General features: G+C 40.0%; 18 protein-coding genes and 1 tRNA gene. 13 read left to right on the top strand and 6 right to left on the bottom strand.

The window, feature by feature from the left end; translation table 11 throughout:
* Positions 1–99 precede the first annotated feature (99 nt).
* Complete coding sequence (locus RI557_RS03530; RefSeq protein WP_310667150.1) at positions 100–2868, top strand: sodium-translocating pyrophosphatase; 2769 nt, start codon at positions 100–102, stop codon at positions 2866–2868.
* Between the two features lie 50 nt (positions 2869–2918).
* Here the strand turns inward: RI557_RS03530 and RI557_RS03525 are convergent, their stop codons facing one another.
* A complete protein-coding gene (locus tag RI557_RS03525) occupies positions 2919–3356 on the bottom strand; it encodes a hypothetical protein (RefSeq protein WP_310667151.1) in 438 nt (145 codons plus the stop codon).
* Positions 3357–3369: 13 nt separating this feature from the next.
* On the opposite strand from RI557_RS03525, the gene RI557_RS03520 reads away from it, so the two are divergent.
* From RI557_RS03520 to RI557_RS03480, 9 genes are all read left to right on the top strand, one after another.
* The gene (locus tag RI557_RS03520) at positions 3370–3672 is read left to right on the top strand and encodes a hypothetical protein (RefSeq protein WP_310667152.1); all 303 of its coding nucleotides are present in this window, start codon (positions 3370–3372) and stop codon (positions 3670–3672) included.
* 2 nt (positions 3673–3674) lie between these two features.
* Positions 3675–4178 carry a hypothetical protein gene (locus tag RI557_RS03515; protein WP_310667153.1) on the top strand — a complete coding sequence of 168 codons (504 nt, stop codon included), beginning with the start codon at positions 3675–3677 and terminating at the stop codon, positions 4176–4178.
* A gap of 35 nt (positions 4179–4213) precedes the next feature.
* Complete coding sequence (locus tag RI557_RS03510) at positions 4214–7093, top strand: two-component regulator propeller domain-containing protein (RefSeq protein WP_310682163.1); 2880 nt, start codon at positions 4214–4216, stop codon at positions 7091–7093.
* A complete protein-coding gene (locus RI557_RS03505; protein WP_310667156.1) occupies positions 7065–7799 on the top strand; it encodes a response regulator in 735 nt (244 codons plus the stop codon). The genes RI557_RS03510 and RI557_RS03505 overlap by 29 nt, the downstream gene beginning before the upstream one ends.
* A gap of 293 nt (positions 7800–8092) precedes the next feature.
* A complete protein-coding gene (locus tag RI557_RS03500) occupies positions 8093–11983 on the top strand; it encodes a carboxypeptidase-like regulatory domain-containing protein (protein WP_310682161.1) in 3891 nt (1296 codons plus the stop codon).
* Positions 11984–12015: 32 nt separating this feature from the next.
* Complete coding sequence (locus RI557_RS03495) at positions 12016–16458, top strand: T9SS C-terminal target domain-containing protein (protein WP_310682159.1); 4443 nt, start codon at positions 12016–12018, stop codon at positions 16456–16458.
* A 50-nt stretch (positions 16459–16508) separates the two neighbouring features.
* Positions 16509–17594 carry a PorV/PorQ family protein gene (locus RI557_RS03490; RefSeq protein ID WP_310667159.1) on the top strand — a complete coding sequence of 362 codons (1086 nt, stop codon included), beginning with the start codon at positions 16509–16511 and terminating at the stop codon, positions 17592–17594.
* Between the two features lie 90 nt (positions 17595–17684).
* Positions 17685–18161 (top strand): transcription elongation factor GreA, encoded by a 477-nt coding sequence (gene greA, locus RI557_RS03485; RefSeq protein ID WP_310667160.1) that lies wholly within the window; start codon positions 17685–17687, stop codon positions 18159–18161.
* Positions 18162–18166: 5 nt separating this feature from the next.
* Positions 18167–18559 carry an HIT family protein gene (locus tag RI557_RS03480; RefSeq protein WP_310667161.1) on the top strand — a complete coding sequence of 131 codons (393 nt, stop codon included), beginning with the start codon at positions 18167–18169 and terminating at the stop codon, positions 18557–18559.
* Here the strand turns inward: RI557_RS03480 and ruvC are convergent.
* Positions 18552–19115 (bottom strand): crossover junction endodeoxyribonuclease RuvC, encoded by a 564-nt coding sequence (gene ruvC, locus RI557_RS03475; RefSeq protein ID WP_310667162.1) that lies wholly within the window; start codon positions 19113–19115, stop codon positions 18552–18554. The genes RI557_RS03480 and ruvC overlap by 8 nt on opposite strands.
* A gap of 68 nt (positions 19116–19183) precedes the next feature.
* Between ruvC and RI557_RS03470 the strand changes: the two genes are divergently transcribed.
* Both RI557_RS03470 and RI557_RS03465 read left to right on the top strand, forming a co-directional pair.
* Entirely contained in the window at positions 19184–20137 is a 954-nt protein-coding gene (locus RI557_RS03470; RefSeq protein ID WP_310667163.1) for a lysylphosphatidylglycerol synthase domain-containing protein, read from the top strand.
* Complete coding sequence (locus RI557_RS03465; RefSeq protein ID WP_310682157.1) at positions 20109–21185, top strand: glycosyltransferase; 1077 nt, start codon at positions 20109–20111, stop codon at positions 21183–21185. Before RI557_RS03470 ends, RI557_RS03465 begins: the two co-directional genes overlap by 29 nt.
* Before the next feature lies 1 nt (position 21186).
* Here RI557_RS03465 and RI557_RS03460 read toward each other — a convergent pair whose 3' ends face one another.
* Genes RI557_RS03460 through RI557_RS03450 form a run of 3 tightly spaced genes read right to left on the bottom strand, consistent with a single transcriptional unit; the run spans position 21187 to position 23852 of the window.
* Positions 21187–22581 (bottom strand): TIGR00366 family protein, encoded by a 1395-nt coding sequence (locus tag RI557_RS03460; protein ID WP_310682155.1) that lies wholly within the window; start codon positions 22579–22581, stop codon positions 21187–21189.
* Between the two features lie 3 nt (positions 22582–22584).
* Positions 22585–22953: a DUF3127 domain-containing protein gene (locus RI557_RS03455; RefSeq protein WP_151168656.1), complete on the bottom strand. Its 369-nt coding sequence runs from the start codon at positions 22951–22953 to the stop codon at positions 22585–22587.
* A 2-nt stretch (positions 22954–22955) separates the two neighbouring features.
* A complete protein-coding gene (locus RI557_RS03450) occupies positions 22956–23852 on the bottom strand; it encodes a flavin reductase family protein (protein WP_151168658.1) in 897 nt (298 codons plus the stop codon).
* Between the two features lie 114 nt (positions 23853–23966).
* On the opposite strand from RI557_RS03450, the gene RI557_RS03445 reads away from it, so the two are divergent.
* A tRNA-Leu gene (locus RI557_RS03445) sits at positions 23967–24048 on the top strand.
* A gap of 35 nt (positions 24049–24083) precedes the next feature.
* On the opposite strand, the gene RI557_RS03440 is transcribed toward RI557_RS03445, so the two are convergent.
* The coding region (locus RI557_RS03440; RefSeq protein ID WP_310682153.1) for a GNAT family N-acetyltransferase at positions 24084–24364 on the bottom strand (281 nt) is incomplete at its 5' end.

Below are 24364 nucleotides of genomic sequence, written 5' to 3'. Positions count from 1 at the left end.
CTAAAAGCATCTCTTTATTTTATTCTATATTTGAGACTTTTGAAATTTTCAGAACCTAAACCTTTAATTAAATAAACATTATTTCAAAAGTTAAATGATATGGAAAATCTAGTATACCTATTACCGCTTTTTGGAGTAGTAGCGCTTATCTACATGGTCTTTTTGAGAAAATGGGTCAATAAGCAGGACTCAGGAGGGGCGCGAATGAAAGAACTCGCAGCATTTATCAGAGAGGGAGCGCTCGCCTTCCTCAGTGCTGAATATCGGGTTCTGACCATTTTTGTGATTGTTGCCGGGGCTCTACTCGGACTCATTTCCTTTCTGGTTCCCACAACGCATTGGTTCATCGTAGTTGCGTTTGTGATTGGAGCAGTTTTTAGTGCAGTAGCCGGAAACATAGGAATGCGTGTTGCAACTGCAGCCAATGTGAGAACCACACAGGCTGCCAGGACTAGTTTGCCTAAAGCATTGAAAGTTTCGTTTTCTGGCGGAACTGTTATGGGACTTGGTGTAGCAGGGTTGGCAGTATTTGGACTCAGCTTTTTGTTCTCAATACTATTTGCCTGGTTCATGGGCGGTACGTGGACAAACACTCACGACATGACGGTTGTACTGGAGGCGCTTGCCGGATTTTCATTAGGTGCAGAATCTATCGCGTTATTCGCTCGTGTTGGTGGAGGGATTTACACAAAAGCGGCTGATGTTGGAGCCGATCTCGTTGGTAAAGTTGAAGCCGGAATTCCTGAAGACGATCCACGAAATCCGGCTACTATCGCTGATAACGTTGGTGACAATGTTGGTGATGTTGCCGGTATGGGAGCTGATCTTTTTGGATCTTACGTGGCAACAATGCTGGCTGCAATGGTACTCGGTAATTACGTGATCACCGATATGGGAGGGAGTATCAACGATGCTTTTAATGGCATTGGCCCAATTTTACTTCCCGTAGCAATTGCAGGTGTAGGATTGATCTTTTCTATAATTGGAACACTGTTCATCAAAATCAAGAGTAATGATGCTAAAGAATCTGAGGTTCAGGCTGCGTTGAATCGCGGTAACTGGTCTTCAATTATCTTAACTGCTGTAGCAGCTTATTTCCTTATCGCCTGGATGCTCCCCGATACACTAACTATGAACTTCTTTGGAATGGGTGTTTCAGAGGTTGATAGCATGAATGTTTTTTATGCTGTTTTAGTAGGTCTTGTTGTGGGTGGAGCTATTTCATATTTCACTGAATATTACACAGGTCTCGGCAAAAAACCTGTTATGAGTATCGTTCAGAACTCATCAACAGGAGCGGCAACAAACATAATTGCTGGTCTTGGCGTGGGGATGATCTCCACATTTTCATCAGTTCTGTTGTTTGCCGGTGCAATTTGGGGCGCTTACACACTTGCAGGTTTCTATGGAGTTGCGATTGCAGCATCTGCAATGATGGCAACAACAGCAATGCAATTAGCAATTGATGCTTTTGGTCCGATCGCGGATAATGCCGGAGGTATTGCCGAGATGTCTGAATTACCGGAAGAAGTTAGAACACGAACTGATATCCTGGATTCTGTTGGTAACACGACTGCAGCAATTGGTAAAGGTTTTGCCATTGCATCTGCGGCTCTGACCGCTTTAGGACTTTTTGCAGCTTATGTAACATTTACCGGAATTGACGGTATCAACATTTTTAAAGCAAATGTTCTCGCTGCGCTTTTCGTTGGTGGAATGGTACCTGTGGTATTTTCAGCTCTTGCTATGAAATCTGTTGGTAAAGCGGCCATGGAAATGGTGAAAGAAGTTAGAAGACAATTCAAAGAGATTCCTGGTATTATGGAATCAAAAGCACAACCGGAGTATGGTAAATGTGTTGATATTTCAACTCAGGCTGCTCTTCGCGAAATGATGCTCCCTGGAGCAATGACAATTTTTATTCCGATTGTAATTGGATTTGCTATGGGTCCGGAGCCACTTGGTGCTTACATGGCAGGTGTTGCTGTTTCTGGTGTTCTTTGGGCAATTTTCCAAAACAATGCCGGTGGAGCATGGGACAACGCCAAAAAATCATTTGAAGCCGGAGTTGAAATCGATGGGGAAATGACTTACAAAGGTTCTGAAGCGCACAAAGCAGCCGTTACAGGTGATACAGTTGGCGACCCATTTAAAGATACTTCCGGTCCGTCAATGAATATTTTGATTAAGTTGACATGTCTTGTCGGACTGGTAATTGCACCAATCTTAGGTCAGGTTTACGGTGGAGGCGAAGCCCACGGTGAAGGAATCACAAACAGTGAAGAGGCTTACATCGAGGAAGAGATTAAAGAAATGGAAGCTAAAGAAGCTTCAAAAGATCTTTCTAAAGTATCAGGCCTGTGGGCAATTGATGGTGATCACACATACATCGATTTTGAAATCAGGCACCTGTTGTCAACATCTAAAGGAAACTTTGGTGATGTAAGCGGATCTTTTGAAGTAGGAAGTGATATAAGAAATAGTAATATCGATATCATGATTGATGCTGCTTCAATCAATACACGAAATGAAAAACGCGATAAGCATTTGAGAGGTGAGGATTTCTTTCATGTTGAGAAATACCCAACGATCAAGTTTAGCTCAAGTGATGTTGAAAAAACTGCTGTTGGTTATGTAGCTCACGGAGAATTGAGCATGCGTGGTGTTACTCGTGAAGTTGATCTTCCGTTTACTTTTGCAGGTGTTGAGGAGTCTCCCTACAAAGAAGGCTTGATGGTATCTGGCTTTGAAGGCGAGTTGACTATCGACCGAAATGATTACGATCTCGGTTATCAGCCAGCTCCCGGAATGTTAGGTAAAGAAGTGACCATTCACTTTGATGCTGAAGCACAGCAGATGCAGGAATAAAATCAAAACATCTTCATTGAAACAGGCCGTCCGGTTTTGGATGGCCTTTTTTAGTTGTAAACATCCAGATAAGTTCCGTCAAAATTAGTTTTGTATTGCTTGAGCGGTTGAGTAGCAGGTCCTTTTTGAACAGAGCCGTCATAAATTGAAAACCTTGATCCGCTGCACGGATCTTCAGCAGCAATATTTGTTGAGTCAACAAACACCTGACATCCATCATCAGGCTTGTAAGGAGAATGACGATCATAGGCATTGAATTCATTTGGACCCTGTCTGTAAATCAGGATTCCACGACTTCCGCCCGAGTAATACTCCCAGCCTCCGGTTGCCTGGAGATCAAAATTTGCAGGGTTGTTGACATTGATTCTCAGGTTAACCCGAACACGAGGTATGTTCGTACTCTGTTCGTTTTTATTACATTTGGTTTGGCTGAAAAGCAGGATAAATGCTATTAACCAAACACGTACCGCATAGCCTGCGTACTTCATAAAAAATGTTTTTATGGTAAAACGCTTTTTACAAACGTTAGTTGTGCTATTTTTATTGGCAGGAACCACAGCTGTTCAGGCTCAGGATAAAAAGAAAACGAAGATACCAAAAGATAAAGAAAAGTACGCTGAAGAAAAGGCTAAGGAAAAAAAAGAAAAACAAAAAGAAGTCCGTGAAGAGCTGAAAGAGCGGCATAGAGAACTGCAAAGTAAAGAAACCAAAAAGCGGATGAAACGCTCTAAAAGGCGATCTGAAAGAATGAAAAAAGGAAAACGCAAAGTGCCTTTTTGGAAGCGCTGGTTTAGGAGACATTGATCATGGAAGACATTAGCAATTATTTTTATCTCATTTTTCTCGCCATTAGCTTGATATTTGGGTTTTTGGGAAAAAAGAAGAAAAAGGGGGCTGAGAATGAAAAATCCTCAGGCTCTGATTTTATTACCAACTTTTTAGACGAACTCGACCCTGATGGCGGGCAACGGGATGACCGAAGAAAGCCTGAGCCAGTTACTCATCAACAATCAGAACCGGAGCCCGAGCCGGCAATGGAGAGTTCTCAAACGAATGTAAGCGACTCGAGGAGACCGTTATCAGAACTGGTAAAAGATAACGATGTCAGCAAAAAAGCTGAAGAATTGCGTCAACGAAGTCGTAAAGAAATTGCATCGGCCGATACGAAAATGGACTTTCACAAGCAGCAAAGTGCTTTGAAATTGGCTAAAAGGAGAAATGCTCGAAAGAATCATCCTCTTGATGGTATTGACTTTGATATAAAAAATGCAGTAATTTATGATGCAATTTTGAATAGGCCTAAATTCTGATCAATAGACCAAAATATTATCTGTCAATCCTTTTTTTGCTCTCGTTCTTTTCCCTGAACCTGAGAGCTCAATCCTATTATTTTAAATCGTACAATGTTGAAGATGGCTTGCCTTTCATCAAGGTGAACAGCATGACACAAGCATCTGATGGAACACTTTGGCTTGGTGGTTATGCGGGAATTGCCAGGTATGATGGCTTGTCTTTTGAAACTCCTCAACTCAAAAATGAAATTATTCATTCCAATGTTTCTGTTCTCAAGAATGATGGAGAATCAATTTGGGTAGGAACAACTAAAGGTGTTTCGCGAATTGTAAATGATTCAGCGATAAACATTGATATTAATGACGGCCTCAGCGAGTTAGCAGTACGGGATATTGTATTGGTCAATGATGCCGCCTATATCATACACCCAGGTTCAATTACTGTTTTGAATGGTGAAAATCCGATTGATACAATACACGCAGGCACTGATATGAGACTTCGGGTGGGTTCGTGGTACAGAGATGCTCTTTGGGTCGGCTCTGACCGTGGACTGTTAAAAGTGAATGAGAATGACAGCCTTTTACCTGTATCGTTTTCCAGTCAATTCAGAGCCAGGGTTCACGCATTTGAGATAGTGGGGGATAAGCTCTATTTTGGATCTGACCATGGGCTGCACAGCACAACTGATGGTGAGAGCCTCGAGACCTTTGGTGTGGTAAACGGCTTGCTAGGCAGTACAGTGAGCAATATTGTACAAAAAGACTCAAACGTTTTGTGGGTATCTACAGAGTTGGGGCTCAATCAAATTAAAGGAGATAAGGTGAGTTTGTTGTTGATCGATGATCACCCCGGAAGCAACCATGTTAAAACATTTTTTACTGATTATGAAAATAACACATGGGTGGGAACTGATTTTGGTCTTTATAAATCTGTAGGGAATGCGTTTGAGCACTTTTCCTACAAAGATGGTTTGAGGAGTAATTTTATATATGGAATTGAGGCTGATTCAAGAGGGAATATATGGGTAGCTACTGAGAGTGAAGGAGTGTATAAATACAATGGAAGAAATTTTACCGGTTACTCAGTTTATCATGGATTGCCTAACAATAGAGTGAGGAGCATTCATGCAAAAGGAGATAGCCTGCTCATAGGAACACTGAATGGCTTTGTTGTTAGGGAGAAAGGTGTCTTCAAACGAGTCAAAAACGGCCAAATTCCCGCTTACAGTATTCAGGATGTTAATGGCTATGGAACATTAATAGGGAGTAGATCGGGAGTAGCAAAGTTTGAAAAGGATAGTATAAGATGGCTTTTTAGAGATACTACTAAAAAATACAATGTTTGGGATATAGTTAACACTGAGGATTCAACCCTGTGGATAGGAACTTTTGAGGGAGGTTTATTACATTATAGAAATGGAGAGTTGTTAGATGGAAATGAAATCACCGGTATTCCCTTTTCTCAGCATATTGCTATTGTAAGAGATTTTAAAAATAATTTGTGGGTTTCTTCATTTGATGGTGTCTATCATTATGACATTCAGAACCGAACAGCCAAAAGGTATAGTACGGAAAACGGGCTCAGTTCAAACCTTATATATACGCTTGATATTGATGAGTCTAATAACCTTTGGATCGGTTCAAACCAGGGAGTGAACAAAATCAACCTTGAGGATTATTATGAATTCGATCAGATCCATTTTGCAGCTTATGGAATTAATGAAGGGTTTGTTGGTGTTGAGTCAAATGCCAATGGCTTATTCATAGATGAGAATCAAAATGTTTGGCTGGGAACCGTAAACGGACTCATGCGTTTAGATCCATCCAGGTTACAGGAAAACAGGAAAGAGCCAAAACTTCAAATTACAGATATTGAGCTTTTTTACAAAGACACCAATATTATCAATGGAGTTCATTTACCTCATGATCAAAATACAATCAGTTTCCAGTACAATGGTATATCATTGACCAACCCTGAGAAAGTACGCTACCGAATAAAACTTGAAGGGTATAGTGAGTGGTCTCCGGTTACAGATAAAAGAGAGGCTACTTACAACAATTTGCCACCGGGGCGATACACTTTCAAAGTGTTGAGTTCCAATAATACCGGAGTTTGGAATGAAGAACCCAAATCATTCAGTTTCACAGTAGAAAAACCTTTTTGGCAAACTACCTGGTTCAGAATATCAGGAACAGGTTTAGTTGTATTGATACTGTTTTCGTTTTATCAGGTTAGAGTGAATAAAATTAAGAGGAAGTCCAAATTAGAGAGAAAGCTTGATAACCTCAAGCTGCAGGCTCTTCGTTCGCAAATGAATCCGCATTTCATCTTTAATTCGATGAATAGTATTCAGCATTTCATCAATAGCAATGAAAAGCGAGAGGCCAATTATTACCTCAGTAAGTTTGCATTATTAATGCGTAAAACCCTTGAAAACTCAAGACAAACAGCTATTTCGCTTCAATCAGATCTTGAAGCATTGAAACTGTATGTTCAATTAGAGCAGTTACGTTTTCCAAACAAGTTTGATTTTGATTTGAATATTGATGAAGGAGTAGATCCACGTCAAACATTGATCCCACCAATATTAATTCAGCCCTTCGTGGAGAATGCCGTAATTCATGCCTTTAAAGACGTGGATTATAAAGGAAAAATAAAAGTCACATTGAAAAACGAGAATGAATACCTTGTATGTAGAGTTGAAGATAATGGAATCGGACTGAGTGAAGCATCAAAAAAACAAGTACATTCAACCCATAAATCTGCAGCGATGGATATCATGAATGAGCGGGTTGACACATTATCAGTCTTGTACAAAACAAGACTCGATATTGAAATTGTCGATTTAAAAGATGAGGATTCATCGGGAACACTAATAATATTGAAAATACCCATAATTGACCATGAAAACACTGACATGTATATTAGTTGATGACGAGGAAAAGGCTCGTGATAATTTAGAAAACTTGATCAAGGAGTATGTTGAAAAGCTTCAAATAGTAAAAAAGTGCAGCAACATTACTGAAGCTTCAAAAGCAATTGACGACTACGATCCTGATATCATCTTTCTCGACATTGAGATGAATACAGCAACAGGATTTGATTTGCTGGAAAAGCTCAAAGATGACTGGTACAATGTAATATTCGTTACTGCTCATGACGAGTATGCAGTGAAAGCATTTCGATACTCGGCAACTGATTATCTACTCAAGCCTATTGATATTGACGAATTAATTGAATCAGTTGAGAAAATCCGTAACGGTCAGAGCCAAAAAGAGCAGGCTTTAGATGTGAACGCTGGATCTGATCGTGATGTGAAAAAGCTCGCTGTTCCAATTCATGATGGAGTTAAGCTCGTGAGTATAGATGAAATAATCAGGTTTGAAGGAACAGGTAACTATACAAATGTATTTACCGATGAAGGTGATAAGGGAACATTTTCAAAAGGGATTAAACATTTTGAGGAGATGTTGATGCAAAAGAGCTTTGTTCGAGTTCATCGTTCACATTTAGTTAATATTAATTTTATCAAAGAGTACCATAAAGGTAGAGGAGGTTTTATCATCTTAAAAGACGGTACACAGCTGGAAGTATCTCGAAGAAGGAAGCACGATTTGATGGATAAAATGATCAGTTAATGTTAAAAAAAGCCCGAATACGAAATTTTTTCTACCGAAATCACTTTGTCACTTGTTAAGAGACCTTAAATTCGCGACCTTTATTCTGTATTTAGCAGTAGTTGAAAAATAACAAAAGTGAGTTTTTGTTTGCCTTTTAAATAAGCGTATTTGTTTTTTATAAAGCTGTTAATCAAAGTGCTGGAGTTAGCTTTAGTGAATTGATTTGTATTTGGCTTTGAGTTTTATATATCTTTACGCGCCTTTTTAAAACGTTGAGGAAGAACAAAATTCACGTTATTAAACCTTAAAATATGTTAAGAAAGTTACTTTTAACGGTAGTAGTTATTCTGGTGAGTCAGACAGTTATGCTTGCGCAAACTGGACAGGGGTCAATCCAGGGTAAGTTATTAGATGAAAAAACAGGAGAGCCAATTCCTTTTGCAAACATTGTTTTAGAGAGGAATGGTGTGCAGCAGGCGGGTACGTCAACAGACATGGATGGTAAGTATAACATTAAGCCTGTAGAGCCGGGAACCTACACTTTAAAGGCTTCTTTCGTTGGGTATCAGTCAAAAGCTATTCAGGGGATTAAAATTAACTCTGGTAAAATTTCTTTTGTTGATGTTAAACTATCATCTTCAGTTGAAAACCTGGAAGAATTTGAGGTTGTTGACTATAAAGTACCGTTGATTGAGAAAGATAATACATCTGCTACAACAACCATTACTAAAGAAGATATTGATAAAATGCCAACACGTGGTGCTACTGGGTTAGCACAAACAGTAGGCGGTGTATATTCTCAGGATGATGGTTCTGGAGATCTAAATATTCGCGGTGCGCGTTCTGATGCTAACTATTACTTTATTGATGGGATTAAGGTTCGTGGATCTAATAACCTGCCACAAAGTGCCATTGAGGAGGTTTCAGTTATTACTGGAGGATTGCCTGCTCAATATGGTGACGTTACAGGTGGTGTTATTAGTATTACTACTCGAGGTCCATCAAAGAATTACTTTGGTAGTGTTGAATACATTACATCAGGTTATAAAATCGGTGATGAGGTTTACGGATTAGATAAATTTGGTTACAATCTTTTTGAGGGTAGCGTTTCTGGACCACTTATTATGAAAAAAGATTCTTCAGGAGAGAAAACGGAGCCTTTAGTAGGTTTCTTCCTTTCTGGTAACGTACAATCTACTCAAGATCAACGACCATCAATTACAGGTTCCTGGAAAGTGAAAGATCAGGCTCTAGCTGAATTGCGACAGGATCCTTTGCGTTATGCTACGCAGGGAACCGGAGCTTTTCAAAATGCTGATTTTCTTAGATTAAACAATTTCGAAAAAGTAAGAACTCGACCAAATAACGATCAAAACCGTTTTGTAGTTAATGGTAAATTAGACTTTAATACAGGAGAAACTACTAATTTGACTTTTGGCGGTAGTTATGAGTGGCAGCAACGAAAAGTTTTTGATTATGATTATTCTCTTTTTAATTATGATCAATACCCCGAAGAGACTACTTCAACATGGAGGGTCTTTGGTCGTTTTACTCAACGATTCAATAACAGTTCTGATGAAGATAATGAGAGTGTAGTTAAAAACGCTTACTACACTGTTCAGGCAGATTATAGCCAGAACAACTTTAGAAGATGGGATGCAAATCATCAAGATAATCTTTGGAATTACGGTTATTATGGCCAATTTGAAACTGAGCAAGCTAGAACTTATGAGTTGACAGAGGATGCTCAGGTGTACTCTCGTTCAAACCCCGATAGTTTACTTTGGTCTGGACGTGCTTACTTACAAAGCACATTCACTGATACATTAATTGGGTTTAGCCCATCTAATATTAATAGTGGAGCAGCTGAATTTACCAGTACTTATTACGAGCTCTTTGGATGGCAGGGATATGATGAAAATGGAGATCCTGTTTTTGATAAAGAATTAGCTTCAGATTTTTCTGGAGATAATCAGGGAGGATCACTGATTTATAACCCTGAAAACAGTACATTGAGGCCATATTCCTCTGCAGAAAACTTCTTCCTTCGTTCTTATAATAACATTCGTCAAAACGGAGGTTTTGTTAATGGAGATCTTACAGGAAGCAACGCCATTAGTGTTAATGACGTATGGGACAGCCATGCTACTCCTTTTAACTCTTACACAAAGAACCAGAGAAACCAATTTCGATTGAGTGCAACAGGTTCAGCTGACATTAAAAACCATAACATAAGCTTGGGATTTGAATATGAACAACGAATTGATCGTTCTTACGGTATGGCTCCCGCAGGAATGTGGTTCATTGGTCGTTTGAGAACCAATAGTCACCTGGATCAGTTGAATACTGATGTAGGTGAAATAATTGGATATTCTAATTCAACACCAATTATCAACTTTGAAAGACAAAATGCTTCGCCAGGTGAGTATGCAGGGGAGGTTAATAACGACAACCAGTCATTCTTCGATTATAATCTTCGCCAGAGCCTTGGTTTAGACCCTGATGGTAATGACTTTATTGATTTCAACTCATTATCACCAGAGGATATGGAGGTTGAATATTTCTCAGCTAATGAATTGTTGAATAACGGTTCTGAGTTAGTTTCATATCATGGTTATGATGCATATGGTAACAAAATCAATGATAATCCCAGCATTGATGATTTCTTTAATGAAACTGATGAGTATGGAAACTATACTCGTCCAATTCCTTCATTCCGCCCTACGTATGTAGCAGGTTGGATTCAGGATAAGTTTGCATTTGACGATCTCGTATTCAACGTAGGTTTGCGTATTGACCGCTACGATGCGAATCAATCTAACCTTGTTGACCCTTATGTTTTATTCCCTACTGTTAGAGCAGGAGAACAGGAAGTTCAGTCACTTGCTGAGTCAATGGGAGAATATACTGTTCCGGGTAACATCGGAGATGATTATGTAGTTTACGTTGACAATGTTGAAGATCCTTCTTCAATTGTTGGTTACCGTAATGAGGAAACATGGTTTGATGCTCAGGGTGCTGAATTAGCAGATGGATCTAGCCTTCAAACTACATCAGGTAATGTAGCTCCATTATTAGTAGATAAGCAAAGCACTTCATCTAATGACATTAATTCATCATCTTTTGAGGATTATGAGCCTCAATTGAATGTGATGCCAAGGATCTCTTTCTCTTTCCCAATTAGTGAAGAGGCTCTTTTCTTTGCTCACTATGATGTGCTGACTAAACGTCCAGGCGGGAACAGATTGAATCCATTGGATTATTATTTCCTCGAGCAGAGAACAAGTGCTCAGAGAATTAATAACCCGGCACTTCAACCAGAGCAAACTATCGACTACTCAGTAGGGTTTAAGCAAACTCTGAGTAAGAGTTCTGCTATGACGATCGAAGCTTTCTACCGAGAAATGAGAAATCAAATTCAGTTGATTGGTCGTCAACAAGCATTTCCCAAAACGTACACAACTTTTGGTAACATTGACTTTGGAACAGTTAAAGGACTTACGTTCTCTTATGATTTGAGAAGAACTAAAAATCTTAAGTTGAGAGCTGCATATACACTTCAATTTGCTGAAGGTACAGGTTCTACTCAAACATCTGCTGCAAACCTCATTCGTGCAGGTAAGCAAAATATTAGAAGTACAACTCCTTTGAGTTATGACCAAAGACATGCTATCGTTGCAACTGTAGATTACCGTTACGGTTCTGGCAAAGATTACAATGGTCCAATTGTATTCGATAAACCAATACTTAAAAATACGGGTGCAAACTTCCAGTTTAATCTTGGATCAGGTACTCCTTACTCTAAACAACAAGTGCCAACAGGAAACGGACTTATTTCAGGAGGGGGATCACCAATTATTGACGGTAGTATCAATGGATCACGTTTACCATGGCAATTTAGAGTTGATGCCAGACTCGATAGAGATATTAAGCTTAAAGTTGGTGAAAATAATAAAGAGTTAAATCTCAATGTTTACCTATGGGTTTTGAATGTGCTTAATACTCAAAACATAATTAATGTATACAGAGCAACAGGCACTCCTGATGATGATGGTTACCTGAATGATCCTAGGTTTGCTCAAAGTATTGATGCAAGAATTGATACCCAGGCATTCACTGAACAATACCTCATGAATGTAAACAATTATTACAATTATGCATTACCAAGAAGGGCAAGAATTGGTGTGATTCTAAGTTTCTAAGAATTATGAGAACGGGTGAAAAAAATATGATTATGAAAAGTAAATTAAAACTCCTTCTTCTCTCTTTATTCCTCATGGGGTCTTCTATTAGTGTAATAGCTAAGGAAGGTCCTTACATGGACAAAAGGAATTCAAGTGGGAAAAAAGACAATAGTAGTTCTGATATAGCTGCTAACTGTACTCCACCGACTGGATCTGAAGAGCTCAACATTAACAATACTAGAGCATTGATCCAAACAGGAGGCGATATGTGGTGGGATCTCGTTGGTCAGGCAAAATATGAGATTCCTAAAACAGAAGATGGGAATGGTCCAACAGCCTTGTTTGCGGGTTCATTGTGGCTTGGTGGACAGGATGTATCAGGACAACTAAAGGTTGCTGCTCAAAGGTTTCGTTCAAATGGTAATGATTTTTGGACTGGACCACTCAGTACTACAGATGCTGAAATCACACCTGAAACTTGTTTAGAATATGATCAGCACTTTTTAACTTACCGTCAGGATGTAGCAAGGTTCGTTGCCTGGTATCAAGCTGGCTTAGAAGGGCCGGAAGTGCAACAAGAAAACTTTCCAGATTATCAAATTCCTGAAAGTATTTTGAACTGGCCAGCTCATGGTAGAGACTATGCTCCTTATAATGAGGATTACTACTTAGCGCCATTTAATGATGTTGACGGTGATGGGAACTACAATCCTCAAAATGGTGATTACCCACGTTATAATCTTGAAAACGTAGAGAATTGCGAGCAAAGAATCGTTGATATCTATGGTGACCAAAATCTTTGGTGGGTCTTTAATGACAAAGGAAACATCCACACTGAATCACAGTCAGACCCAATTGGTATGGAAATCCGCGCGCAGGCATTTGCATTTGCTACCAATGATGAGGTCAACAACATGACTTTTTACAACTATGAGCTAGTGAATAGATCTTCTTTCGAACTGCAAAACACTTATTTCGGTTTTTGGGTTGACCCAGATTTAGGGAACCCACAGGATGATTATGTTGGCTGTGATGTTCAGAGAGGTATGGGGTATGCTTATAATGGAGATGAGAATGATGAAGATAACCAGGGGGCTACTGGTTACGGTACTCAACCACCAGCTATTGGTGTTGACTTCTTCCAGGGACCATTTCAGGATAACGACCAAAAAGATAACTGTCTTTGCCTAAATGATTATCAAGGTGCCATTGATGACGATGGTATCCCCTATGATGGTTTAGGTGTTGGTTATGGTGACGGAATACCTGATAACGAAAGACTAGGTATGCGTGCTTTCCTCTACCATAATAATGATCGAAGTAATACTGGAGATCCAGAGAGAGGCTCTGAATATTATAATTACCTTAGAAGCTTTTGGAGAGATAATTCTAGAATGGTGTATGGTGGAACTGGCTATCAGGGAAGTGTTAGCCCTCCATATATTGAAGCTGATTACATGTTTCCCGGAGATTCTGACCCTGTAGGATGGGGTACAGGAGGCGACCCTCAGCCAATTTGGACTGAGGTAACTGCAGGAAACCAGCCATTTGATAGAAGGTTTGTTCAATCTGCAGGACCTTTTAGACTTGCGCCTGGTGCTGTAAATAATATTACAGTTGGTGTTGTTTGGTCTAGAGCTAATTCAGGTGGAGCTGAGGCATCTGTTGAAAAACTTAGAGTTGACGATGATAAAACTCAGGCTTTGTTTGATGCTTGCTTCCAATTACTCGATGGGCCAGATGCTCCTGAAGTAACAACTACAGAGTTAGATAGAGAGATTATTTTAAAAATTGATAATCCTCAAATTTCAAATAACTACAATGAATCTTATGCTGAGGCAGATCCATTTTTAATTCCACCAGATACTTTGACAGCTGAAGATGGTACTAAATATGGAAAACCTTCTGATAATTCTACAGAAGAAAATGATGAGAATTACGAAAGATTAGCTTTGGAGTATCAATCGTATTTGTTCCAGGGTTATCAGGTATTCCAACTTAAAGATAATTCTGTATCGGCTTCTGATCTTTACAATAATGATCTTGCAAGATTAGTAGCTCAATGTGATGTGAAAGATGATGTTACTGACCTAGTCAATTACGAATTTTCACAGGATGTAAATGCTGCAATTCCGCAACCGAGAGTTGAGAATGCAGAGAATGAAGGTATTCGCAAAACATTCCGCATTACTACTGATGCATTTGCTGAAGGTGACAATCGTTTGGTAAATCACAAGACTTATTATTTCATGGTGATTGCTTATGGTCATAATAATTACAAGACTTATTCGCAAACTCCAGATGGTTTAGACGGACAAACAGAACCTTACCTTCCTTCAAGAAGGTCTTCTTCCGGTCCGATCCCAGTTACGACTGTGATTCCTCACAAAGTTGATCCAAGGAATGATGGTACAATACTAAATGCTCAATACGGAGATGGTGTGCCTGTGAAGAGAATTGAAGGACTTGGTAACTCAGGTTACTTCCTCGACCTGACTCCAGAATCTGAAGATGCTGTTATGAGCGGAGAACCCTGGAAAGTTGAAAATCCAATTTACGAAGCAGGAAGAAGCCCTATTGAGGTTTCTGTTGTAGATCCTCTCAATGTAAAAGATGGAACATATAGAGTTGAGTTTAAAGATTCAACATACAACTTTAGAGAGTCTTCCTTTATAGCAGTTACTGGTTCTACTCTTGAAGACACCGTGTTTTTTCAAAATCCTGTAAATGTATTGGGAGAAAGATTAATTCCAGAAGCAGGTATCGGTATAACTCTAGGTGATGTTACAGATCCGGGATTAACTGATATCAATGGTGATTTAGCCGAGGATAATGGATACATTGGAGCTGAAATTGAGTTCTCTGATAATGAAAATGAATGGCTAACAGGTGTTACTGATACCGATGTTAACACTTACACCAATTGGATCAGGTCTGGGACCTCTGTTGAAGAAGGTCAGGATCCTTATTGGGATTATTCTTACACATTTGATGATGGAATTCAAGGGGCAGGTGTTGATGATGAAGAAGACTATGAACAAATACTAGAAGGTACATGGGCGCCATTTAGATTAGCTGGTTGGAATACACACGCGCCAGGCGCAAATGATGTTGCTAATTTTAACAATCAGTTGTTTGGAGCACCATCAATTGACCCTGAAGTTAGACCTAGACAATTTTTGCAGTATCTGAATGATGTGAATATTTACTTTACATCGGATAAATCAAAATGGACTAGATGTGTTGTGGTAGAAACTCAGGATGACCCATCTCTAGCTCAGGGAAATGCAACAAAGTTATTTCCTCGTAAAGCTCCATCTGTTGATAAAGATGGTAATCCAGCTGACACTAGTCAAGGTCCAAGCAACGATCCTAATAGTCCAGGCTATATCTCTGAAACTGGTATGGGATGGTTCCCAGGTTACGCTATAGATGTTCAAACAGGAGAGCGTCTTAACCTGGCGTTTGGTGAGGATTCTTATCTAACCAGTGATAATGGTGCTGATATGATTTGGAATCCAACTTCTGTCATTTCTCAGGGTGTCCAGCAGGATGCAAATATCAGGTTTGGAGGTAAGCATCATATCTACGTGTTTAGAAATAATGTAGTAGAAGAAAATAAATATATTGCACCTGATTACGCAACATTGAATCAGCCAGAATATAGAATGCCTGCATATGATGAAGGTCGATTCATGATAGAAAAACTGTCAGACCCTGATAGTAAATCTTCTACTGACCTTAGAAGAGATTATATCAGTGTTTACAGAGCTTGTTCATGGACTTCTATCCCAATGTTAGAACCGGGGCAGGAGTTACTGAGTAGTGATGTAACTGTTAAACTACGCGTAAACGAGTCGTTCCAGTTGTTTTCTTCAAAAGAGAAACTATCAATTGGTCAGGAACTTGAAAATGGAGTTCAGTATCTTGTCGAAAAAGGTCCTGTTCAATATCCTGATGTCGATGGAAACTCAACTACCTACCAAAGAGGTAGCATAATTGTTGGTCAAGGCCCAGGACAGGTTCTTGAATCTGTCACTTCTGGCTTCCATACTACTGATAACGATTCTGTTGATAATGTAGTCAGAACCGAAAACGCTGGCAGGCCATTGTACGAGTTTACAGTAGAAGGAATGGAACCAACAACCAATGTCAATAACATTGCTGAAGAAGCTCTTGAATTGATTAAGGTTGTTCCAAACCCTTACTATGCTTACAGCTCTTACGAAGTTGATAAACTCGATAACAGAGTTAAGATTATCAATCTTCCAGAACGTTGTAATATCAAGATTTACACATTGAATGGAATACTTGTTAGAGAGTTCTCAAAAGATGATCCTAATATCAGTTCACTGGACTGGGATCTGAAGAACCATGCTAGAATTCCAATAGCTAGTGGTGTGTATCTAATTCACGTGAACGTTCCAGGTGTTGGAGAAAAAGTATTGAAATGGTTTGGAGTTATGCGTCCAGTTGACCTTGACTCATTCTAAAATTGGGAGCGTTGAAATTATTTATAAATCGACACGGAAATAACTTAAATATGAAAAGACGATATAGTGATAAAATAGTAGGAGCTGTGATTTTTGCAGCCCTTACTATTTTCTCAACGCAAACACATGCCGGAAATGAAGACCGTATTGGTGCTGCAGGCGCAACTCAGTTGTTGTTAAATCCATGGGCTAGAAGTGCTGGATTTGGTAATGCGAACTTTGCTACGGTTGAAGGTGTTGATGCGATATATGGAAACGTATCTGGTTTAGCATTTATGAATCAAACTCAGGTTGGTTTTACTCACACTCGTTACTTAGGGTCTTCAGGTATTGGAATAAATGCTATTGGCCTTGGGCAAAGAGTTGGACAGGCTAGTGTTCTTGGAGTTAATGTTGTTACCATGAATTTCGGTGAAATTGAAAGAACGACTGTAAATCAGCCTGAAGGTGGTCTGGGAACTTACCGTCCTACCTTTGGACACATCGCTCTTTCCTATGCCAGAGAATTTTCAAATAGCATTTACGGTGGAATTACAGTAAAAGCTGTAACAGAAGGTGTAGCTGATGCCAAAGCTCAAGGCGTTGCCTTTGACGCGGGTATTCGCTATGTTACTGGAGAGTATAACAACTTTAAGTTTGGAATATCACTCAAGAATATTGGGCCTAAGATGAATTATGAAGGTGATGGTTTATCGCTTACTAACACCTTAGATGAAAAGCAGTTTACGCTAGAACAAAGGACTGAAGGCTATGAACTTCCATCTGTTTTGAATCTCGGTGCCAGTTATGATTTCTTACTCGGGAATATTGCCGATTCAGCAGGGACTGACTTCGTTGCCGAACACCGCATTACTGGTGCATTTAACTTCATGTCTAACTCATTTGGTAAAGATCAGTTTAGCTTAGGTGTTGAATATGGTCTTAAAGAAATGTTCATGGTGCGTCTTGGTCTCGCTTACGAAGAAGACCTATTCGATAGTGAAGCTTCTCAAAATGTAACTACTGGTCCCACAGCAGGATTCACTGTTGCACTCCCAATAGGAGATGAAGGGAAGTCTGTAGACCTCGATTATAGCTATCGCGATACGAACCCTTTCGATGGTATTCACTCTATCGGATTGACACTCGATTTATAGCAGATAAATTTTCTTATTTTTGTAAAACCCGTCTCTCAAACGAGAGCACGGGTTTTTGTTTGTTTATTACAAGTAAAACAACTTATTGTCATGAGTAAAGTTAACTATTATACAGCTGAAGGTTTAGCCAGGTTGAAGGAGGAACTAAAGGATATGGAGTCAGTTCAGCGACCTAAGATTTCTCAGCAGATTGCTGATGCGAGAGATAAAGGAGACCTCTCTGAGAATGCTGAATACGATGCAGCAAAAGAAGCTCAGGGTCTACTCGAAGCTAAAATTGCCAAACTCAAAGAAGCAATAAGCAATGCCAGAGTTGTGGATGAAAGCCAGCTCGATGACTCTAAGGCGCTCATCCTTTCTTACGTTACGATAAAAAATACAGCGAACGGAAAGAAAATGAAATATCAACTCGTTGCCCCTAAAGAAGCCGATTTGAAGAGTGGGAAGATTTCAGTTGACTCTCCAATAGGAAAGGGTCTGCTTGGAAAAGAAGTTGGCGATATCGCTGAAGTAGAGGTCCCCACCGGTAAAGTGAAATTTGAAGTAGTAGAAATCGCTAGAGACTAATCGATATGGCCAGTATTTTCTCTAAATTGATAAACGGAGAGCTACCTTCTTACAAGGTTTATGAAGACGATAAAGCTTTTGCTTTTCTGGATATCAATCCTATCGCTGAAGGGCATTTACTCGTGGTTCCCAAGAAAGAGGTTGATTATATATTCGATCTCGATCCTGAAACGCTCTCGCACTTACACTTAACCGCTCAAAAAATCGCAAAAGCAATGGATCAGGTTTTCGATTGCGAAAGAGTAGGCGTTGCTGTTGTGGGTCTCGAAGTTCCGCATGCCCACATCCATCTTATTCCGATCAACGGGGTTCACGACATTGACTTTTCTCGTCCTAAAATTGATTTCTCTGAACAAGAATTTAAGGCGATACAGCAAAAAATTACTGACGCTATTTAATCTTACCGGGGTTCTGACTAATAAAGGAACCCCATCCTTTGTATTTCTTTTGGTCAGATCCCTGAGCGCCACCCTGGAAATGGTGGCAAACCGCTACAGATAATCCATCAGTTGCATCGAGGTGTTTGGGCATCTTTTCTTCTTCGATTTTCAAAAGTTTTTGGAGCATTTTAGCAACCTGCTCCTTTGATGCTGATCCAGATCCGGTAATGCTCTGCTTAATTTTCCGGGGGCTGTATTCCGTCATGGGAATGTCGCGGTAAACCGCAGCAGCTATTGCTACACCCTGGGCTCTGCCCAATTTCAACATGCTCTGCACATTCTTACCGAAAAAAGGAGCTTCAATCGCCAGCTCATCAGGATGGTACTCATCGATTAAGTTAAGCGTTCGTTCAAAAATCTTTTTAAGTTTCTGTGCCTGATTATTCAACTTAGTCAAATGAATTTCACCCATTTGAACAAGTTCCATCTTCTTATCACGAACAACGATAATTCCATACCCAGTAATAGTCGTTCCGGGATCTATTCCTAATATGATCTGCTCGGCTTTTTGCAATGTAGTATCTTTGATGTTTTATGTGCGCAAGTTACCCCAAATATAAAGCTACTCTGTCCCTAAACAACGTGATTAAGGGAATTATTTTCCTGTTGGCAGTTGGCTTTTTAATAAGGCACATTAGTGAAAATGCACAATCTGTAAACTTTGATTTCCAGTTTTCCGGTTTTCAGGTTCTCGCTATTCTTGTCTCTATTTTACTGATTCCAGCCAATTGGCTCGTTGAATCCTGGAAGTGGCATATTCTCCTTAAAAAAACTGATCAAACCAGTTTTAAAACTGCAGTTGGAGCTACTTTAAACGGTCTCGTATTCAGTTCTATGTTGCCTAACAGAGTTGGAGAAACTCTCGGTCGAACACTTTACCTATCACCAAAGAACAGAACAAATGGAGCATTTCATTCATTGTTAACATCAGCTGCACAGCTCACAACTACATTAATCATAGGGCTTTTAGCTTTGCCTTTTTATTTTGTGGTGATTGACCAGGAATTGAGTTTAGGGTTGTCTATCTTGAGTTTATCTGCTCCGGTTCTCATTTTGATCGGTTATTTTAACCTTAAAACAGTCTTTAAATTAGTGAGTAACTGGAAATGGGTGAGAAAGAAATTATCAAAACACAATGAAGCATTTGGGCAGTACAGCAATTTGCAACTCATTCACGTGCTGTCGTTAAGCATTTTTCGTTATTTCATATTTAGTCTGCAGTTCACATTGTTAATTTTTGCTTTTGAGTCAGGTTTCTCATTTTTTCATGCGTTTGTCTCAATTCCGGTTATTTATTTGCTAACTACCACAATTCCCAGCTTTAGCCTTGCTGAACTTGGCCTTAGAGAATCTGTAGCCGTATTAATTTTGGGAGCGCTCAACTACTCAATAGCTCCAATATTGGCTTCAACTTTTTCAATTTGGCTTCTAAACATTGCAGCTCCAACATTCTTTGGGTTGGCACTTCTCTTATTCAGGAAACTAAACGTATTACCTTTACGCCAAAATGTACTTTCAGGCGCTCCAAATCGTTAGTTTCGTTGTTTACTTAGCAGTTCTGCTCTATGTATTAAAAATACTGAGAAGAAAATCTCCGTTTCGGTCAGAGCCTAACAATACACCCGTTTCCTTATCGGTTATTGTACCATTCAAAAACGAAGCGTCAAACCTGCCGGCACTTTTGAATTCCATTTGCGAGTTGAAGAATCCTGATTTTGATGTAGAGTTCATCTTTGTCAACGATCATTCAGAAGATGATTTCTGGGATCTTTTTTCGCTAAAGCTCAATTTTACTTACTCGATAATCGACAACAACGGAAGTGGAAAAAAAGAAGCACTTCAAACAGGTATAGAAAAAGCAAAAGGAAATTACATTGCCACAACTGATGCTGATTGTGTTTTGCCTTCAGACTGGCTTGAGACTATTGATGATGCTGAGAAAAGCGATATGCTCATCGGGCCGGTTGTAGTTTCAAACCATGATGGTTCACTCCTCAGCGACTTTCAGTACTTCGAATCAATTGTATTACTGGGATTGTCAAAAGCCACAATCAACATCAACAAATCGATTTCTGCCAGCGGAGCAAATTTGATTTTTAGTAAAAAAGCATTTCAGAATGTTGGAGGATACGATGCGCATACGCATCAAAAATCCGGAGATGATTATTTCCTTCTGAATGATTTTTACGCAAAAGGGTATTCAATTTCGTGGCTTGATAATGCCAGTCCGGTTTACACTCAGCCAGTAAACTCGGTTAAAAAGCTCCTCCGGCAAAAAACGCGCTGGGTGAGTAAAACAAAAGGTAAAATGCCTTTTCATACTACGATCTTAGGAGCTGTTATTCTTTTGGTGAATTTTACTGTTGTCGTTTCAACCCTCGGAGTAATTGTAGGTTATTTACCATCAGTTTTTTTAATAGCGAATTTGCTTAAAGTTTTTATTGACGTACTCTACATCCAGAGTGTATCAAAAAATGAAGGATTGTTTTTCTGTTTCAGAAAAGCATTTTTATCCGGCTTGATTTATCCTTTTTATTTCGCAACAGTGAGTGTGTTGTCGCTTTTCAGGGGATCTGACTGGTAATTTAAAAAATGAAAATAGCTGCGGAGCAAATAACAAAACCAACCACCATTAAAATAAGCGTAAAAGGTAAGATTTGTTTGGCTTTGAGTCCGGTAATGCCGAGTAGTGGAAGTGCCCAAAAAGGCTGTAACATATTCGTGAGCTGATCGCCATAAGCCATAGCCATGATGCCTTTTGTAAAAGTAATATCGAGATCGAGGGCAGCCTGAATAATAATCGGACCCTGAATGGCCCATTGCCCTCCACCGCTTGGCACAAACACATTTACGAGTCCGGCACTGATGAAAGTGAAAAACGGATAACTCTCCGGTCCGGCATTGTTAGCGATAAACTGGGAAATATCAGCTACCATTCCCGAGTCTTTCATGATGCCCATAATCCCAAAATAGAGTGGGAATTGAATGAGGATTCCGGCCGCTCCACTAATCGCATCTCCTACAGCTTTAGTGAAATTGTGAAAAGATTGATGCATCACAAGTGCCAGCCCGAGTAAAAGGAGGTTGATGTTGTTGGGAGTGAAAAAGTTAAATGGATTGTCGAGGTTGAAAAGGATAAGAATTGCTGTCAACAAGACAATTGCCCCAAACAAAATTCCACTCCATTTTGAATGATCAATCTGCTCGGCTCCTTCAATGATTTCCTGTTCGCTCTCTTTGTAGGAGATCTTGAGGTTGAGCGGCTCCGGCTTCGTGTTCTGACCAATAATGTACAACACAGCCGGAACCAGGATCAGAAATGCGAGCGAAACAACGATGTTCATATTCCCGAAAACAGTTTCCTGAAAGGTGATGCTCTCCGGAACTTTAGCCAGCATGGCAGAGTCGAGCTTGTCGCTCACGAGTGACTTTAAATGACCGGGCTCGGCAACTTTGATGAGTGAGGAACCGGAAAATCCTCCGTGCCAAACGAGCAGTCCGGTGTAGCCCGCAGCTCCCACAACGGGATAGTTAATTCTGATCTGGTTACGCTGAGCGTACTCAGCAACTTTACGAGCGAAAACAGCACCAAAAATGAGGGCGAGTCCCCAGTTGAACAATCCAACTAAAATGGTGAAAAATGCAACGATCGAAGCAGCTTTCGCTGTAGTGTTACAAGCTCCTAAAAACCGATCGATGAATTTTGAAACGGGTTTACTCAACGCCAATGTGTGCCCCAAAACGAGGATCAACATCATTTGCATGGCAAAGATCATGAGTCCGCCATTCCACAAACCATCTTTCCAAAAAAAGAGGAGTTCAATCCAGTAAGGATCTTGCTCCTCTGTAACATTTTTTCCACCGGTATCGGTGAAAAGTAAAGCCAGCAAATAAGTGACTACCGATAAAATAACAGCGATAGCAAACGGAGATGGGAGTAAACGTTTAAATAATCGCGCAAATTGATCGGTTAAGTGCATTATTTAAAATGGTAAATCATCATCGTTATTATCATCTGCCGGAACATCAAATGCTGCGTCATTTTCAGGTGGTGGAGGTGGCATTGATGGTCCTCCGCCCTGTTTGGCTTGTGCCTCAGCCTTTTCAATTTTCCACGCGTTGAGATTGACGAAATAGCGCCCGTTGTATTCGTTTCCGCGAAGGTTGAAGTGAACAGTAACTTCTTCGCCTTTTTGGTGTCCGTCAATCATATCACATTTGTCGTTATACAATTCCAGCTTAATATCCTGTGGATATTGTTCCTGAGTTGTTACAACGAATTCGCGTTTTTTAAATCCGCTCTTGAATTCCTGAGCGTCAAATATTTCTTTGATTTTTCCGTGAATATCCATAATTATCTGTCGTTAAAAGTAAGTAGTGTTTTCCAGGCTTCTTCAACTTTTCCCTGGCTCAACAATTCTTTAGCTATTTTATGTAGTTCGAGTTCCAGTTTAGGCGCATCATCTTGCAGGTCAACAAAAAGATCGCTCAACTCAGTGAGCTTGTAATCGTTCACTTCTGTTTCATCAGGAAGTTCGTCCACATTGCCTAATCTTCCCAGGTCATTTCCGGTCAGAACCGTAGAGTTGCGGATGTCTTCAGGGATCTGATCGACACCGATGCCTAAACTTCTCAATGGCTTTGGTATTTCAAAGAGCGCATCTCCGCTTGCCCGGCAATAATAAGATCCGCCCATGCGCGCAACGAGGTCGATTTTCTGTTGATCGATCGATCCGTTTTCGTCAAGCACATCTTCGTTGATGTGGATCATCACAATCTCACAAACGATTAAATTTCCGGCACCGCCTTCAGTTCCTGTTTCAATGATGTCTTTCACTTTACACTCGAGTTGAACCGGACTTTCTTTTACTCTGAAAGGTTTCACCAACTCAGATTTGATAGGAGTAAGTCCTGATTTTTCAAACTCGTTGACACCATCACCGTACTCTGTGCTCGACAAGCTCATTTGCTCAACGATCGGGTAATTCACAATGTTGATCACCACTTCACCGGTTGCTTTTGCATTTTCGAGCGTGTGCTTGGTTGTGTTGTTGCGTACCCTGCGAGCAGGTGAGAATATAGCGATTGGCGGATTAGACCCAAAGGCATTAAAGAAAGAAAACGGACTCAGGTTTGGATTCCCGTCTTCGTCAATTGTACTTGCAAAAGCGATGGGTCGTGGAGCAATAGCGCCCAGCATGTAGCCGTGCAATTTTGCTGTTTCCGTATTTTTAGGATCTACTTTTAGCATGTATTGATTGTTTTGTTGAGCAAAAATAAGGATTGAGTTGAGTTAGAGAAGGTGATTAAAGTTTTGCAATTTAAAATTAATTATATCTTTGCCGCCCGTTCACGCAACACCAATGCGGGTGTGGTGGAATTGGTAGACACGCTAGATTTAGGATCTAGTGCCGCGAGGCGTGTGGGTTCGACTCCCTCCACCCGCACTTTTAAGCCGTCATTTGACGGCTTTTTTTGTTTGTTACAACTTCAACTGAACGTTTAGCCATTCACCATCAAAGTCGGCTCCCAGCTTTTTGTAAAAGTTGATGGCTGATTCATTCCAATCGAGAACCTGCCATTCAAAGCGTCCCATTTTTTCTTTCTTAGCCTTTTCTTTTAAAGCTGAAACGAGCTTTTTGCCAATTCCCTTTCTACGATGATTTGCTGATACGATCAGATCCTCAAGATACAAGCTGGGGCCTTTCCATGTTGAATATTTGTAATAGTAGAGCGCAATGCCTGCTATTTCGTTATCCACCT

The sequence above is a fragment of the Salibacter sp. genome (assembly GCF_031581065.1).
GTDB lineage: Bacteria > Bacteroidota > Bacteroidia > Flavobacteriales_G > Salibacteraceae > Salibacter.
Note: the sequence above shows the minus strand (reverse complement) of the source record. Positions and strands in the feature narration are given on the sequence as shown.

Excerpts from the sequence above, each read along its gene's own strand:
- RI557_RS03455 (WP_151168656.1), bottom strand. The coding sequence starts at position 22,953 with ATGGATATTCACGGAAAAATCAAAGAAATATTTGACGCTCAGGAATTC.
- RI557_RS03495 (WP_310682159.1), top strand. The coding sequence starts at position 12,016 with ATGAAAAGTAAATTAAAACTCCTTCTTCTCTCTTTATTCCTCATGGGG.
- RI557_RS03465 (WP_310682157.1), top strand. The coding sequence starts at position 20,109 with ATGTACTTTCAGGCGCTCCAAATCGTTAGTTTCGTTGTTTACTTAGCA.
- RI557_RS03525 (WP_310667151.1), bottom strand. The coding sequence starts at position 3,356 with ATGAAGTACGCAGGCTATGCGGTACGTGTTTGGTTAATAGCATTTATC.
- RI557_RS03505 (WP_310667156.1), top strand. The coding sequence starts at position 7,065 with ATGAAAACACTGACATGTATATTAGTTGATGACGAGGAAAAGGCTCGT.
- RI557_RS03530 (WP_310667150.1), top strand. The coding sequence starts at position 100 with ATGGAAAATCTAGTATACCTATTACCGCTTTTTGGAGTAGTAGCGCTT.
- RI557_RS03460 (WP_310682155.1), bottom strand. The coding sequence starts at position 22,581 with ATGCACTTAACCGATCAATTTGCGCGATTATTTAAACGTTTACTCCCA.
- RI557_RS03480 (WP_310667161.1), top strand. The coding sequence starts at position 18,167 with ATGGCCAGTATTTTCTCTAAATTGATAAACGGAGAGCTACCTTCTTAC.
- RI557_RS03520 (WP_310667152.1), top strand. The coding sequence starts at position 3,370 with ATGGTAAAACGCTTTTTACAAACGTTAGTTGTGCTATTTTTATTGGCA.
- RI557_RS03490 (WP_310667159.1), top strand. The coding sequence starts at position 16,509 with ATGAAAAGACGATATAGTGATAAAATAGTAGGAGCTGTGATTTTTGCA.
- RI557_RS03500 (WP_310682161.1), top strand. The coding sequence starts at position 8,093 with ATGTTAAGAAAGTTACTTTTAACGGTAGTAGTTATTCTGGTGAGTCAG.
- RI557_RS03515 (WP_310667153.1), top strand. The coding sequence starts at position 3,675 with ATGGAAGACATTAGCAATTATTTTTATCTCATTTTTCTCGCCATTAGC.
- greA (WP_310667160.1), top strand. The coding sequence starts at position 17,685 with ATGAGTAAAGTTAACTATTATACAGCTGAAGGTTTAGCCAGGTTGAAG.
- RI557_RS03450 (WP_151168658.1), bottom strand. The coding sequence starts at position 23,852 with ATGCTAAAAGTAGATCCTAAAAATACGGAAACAGCAAAATTGCACGGC.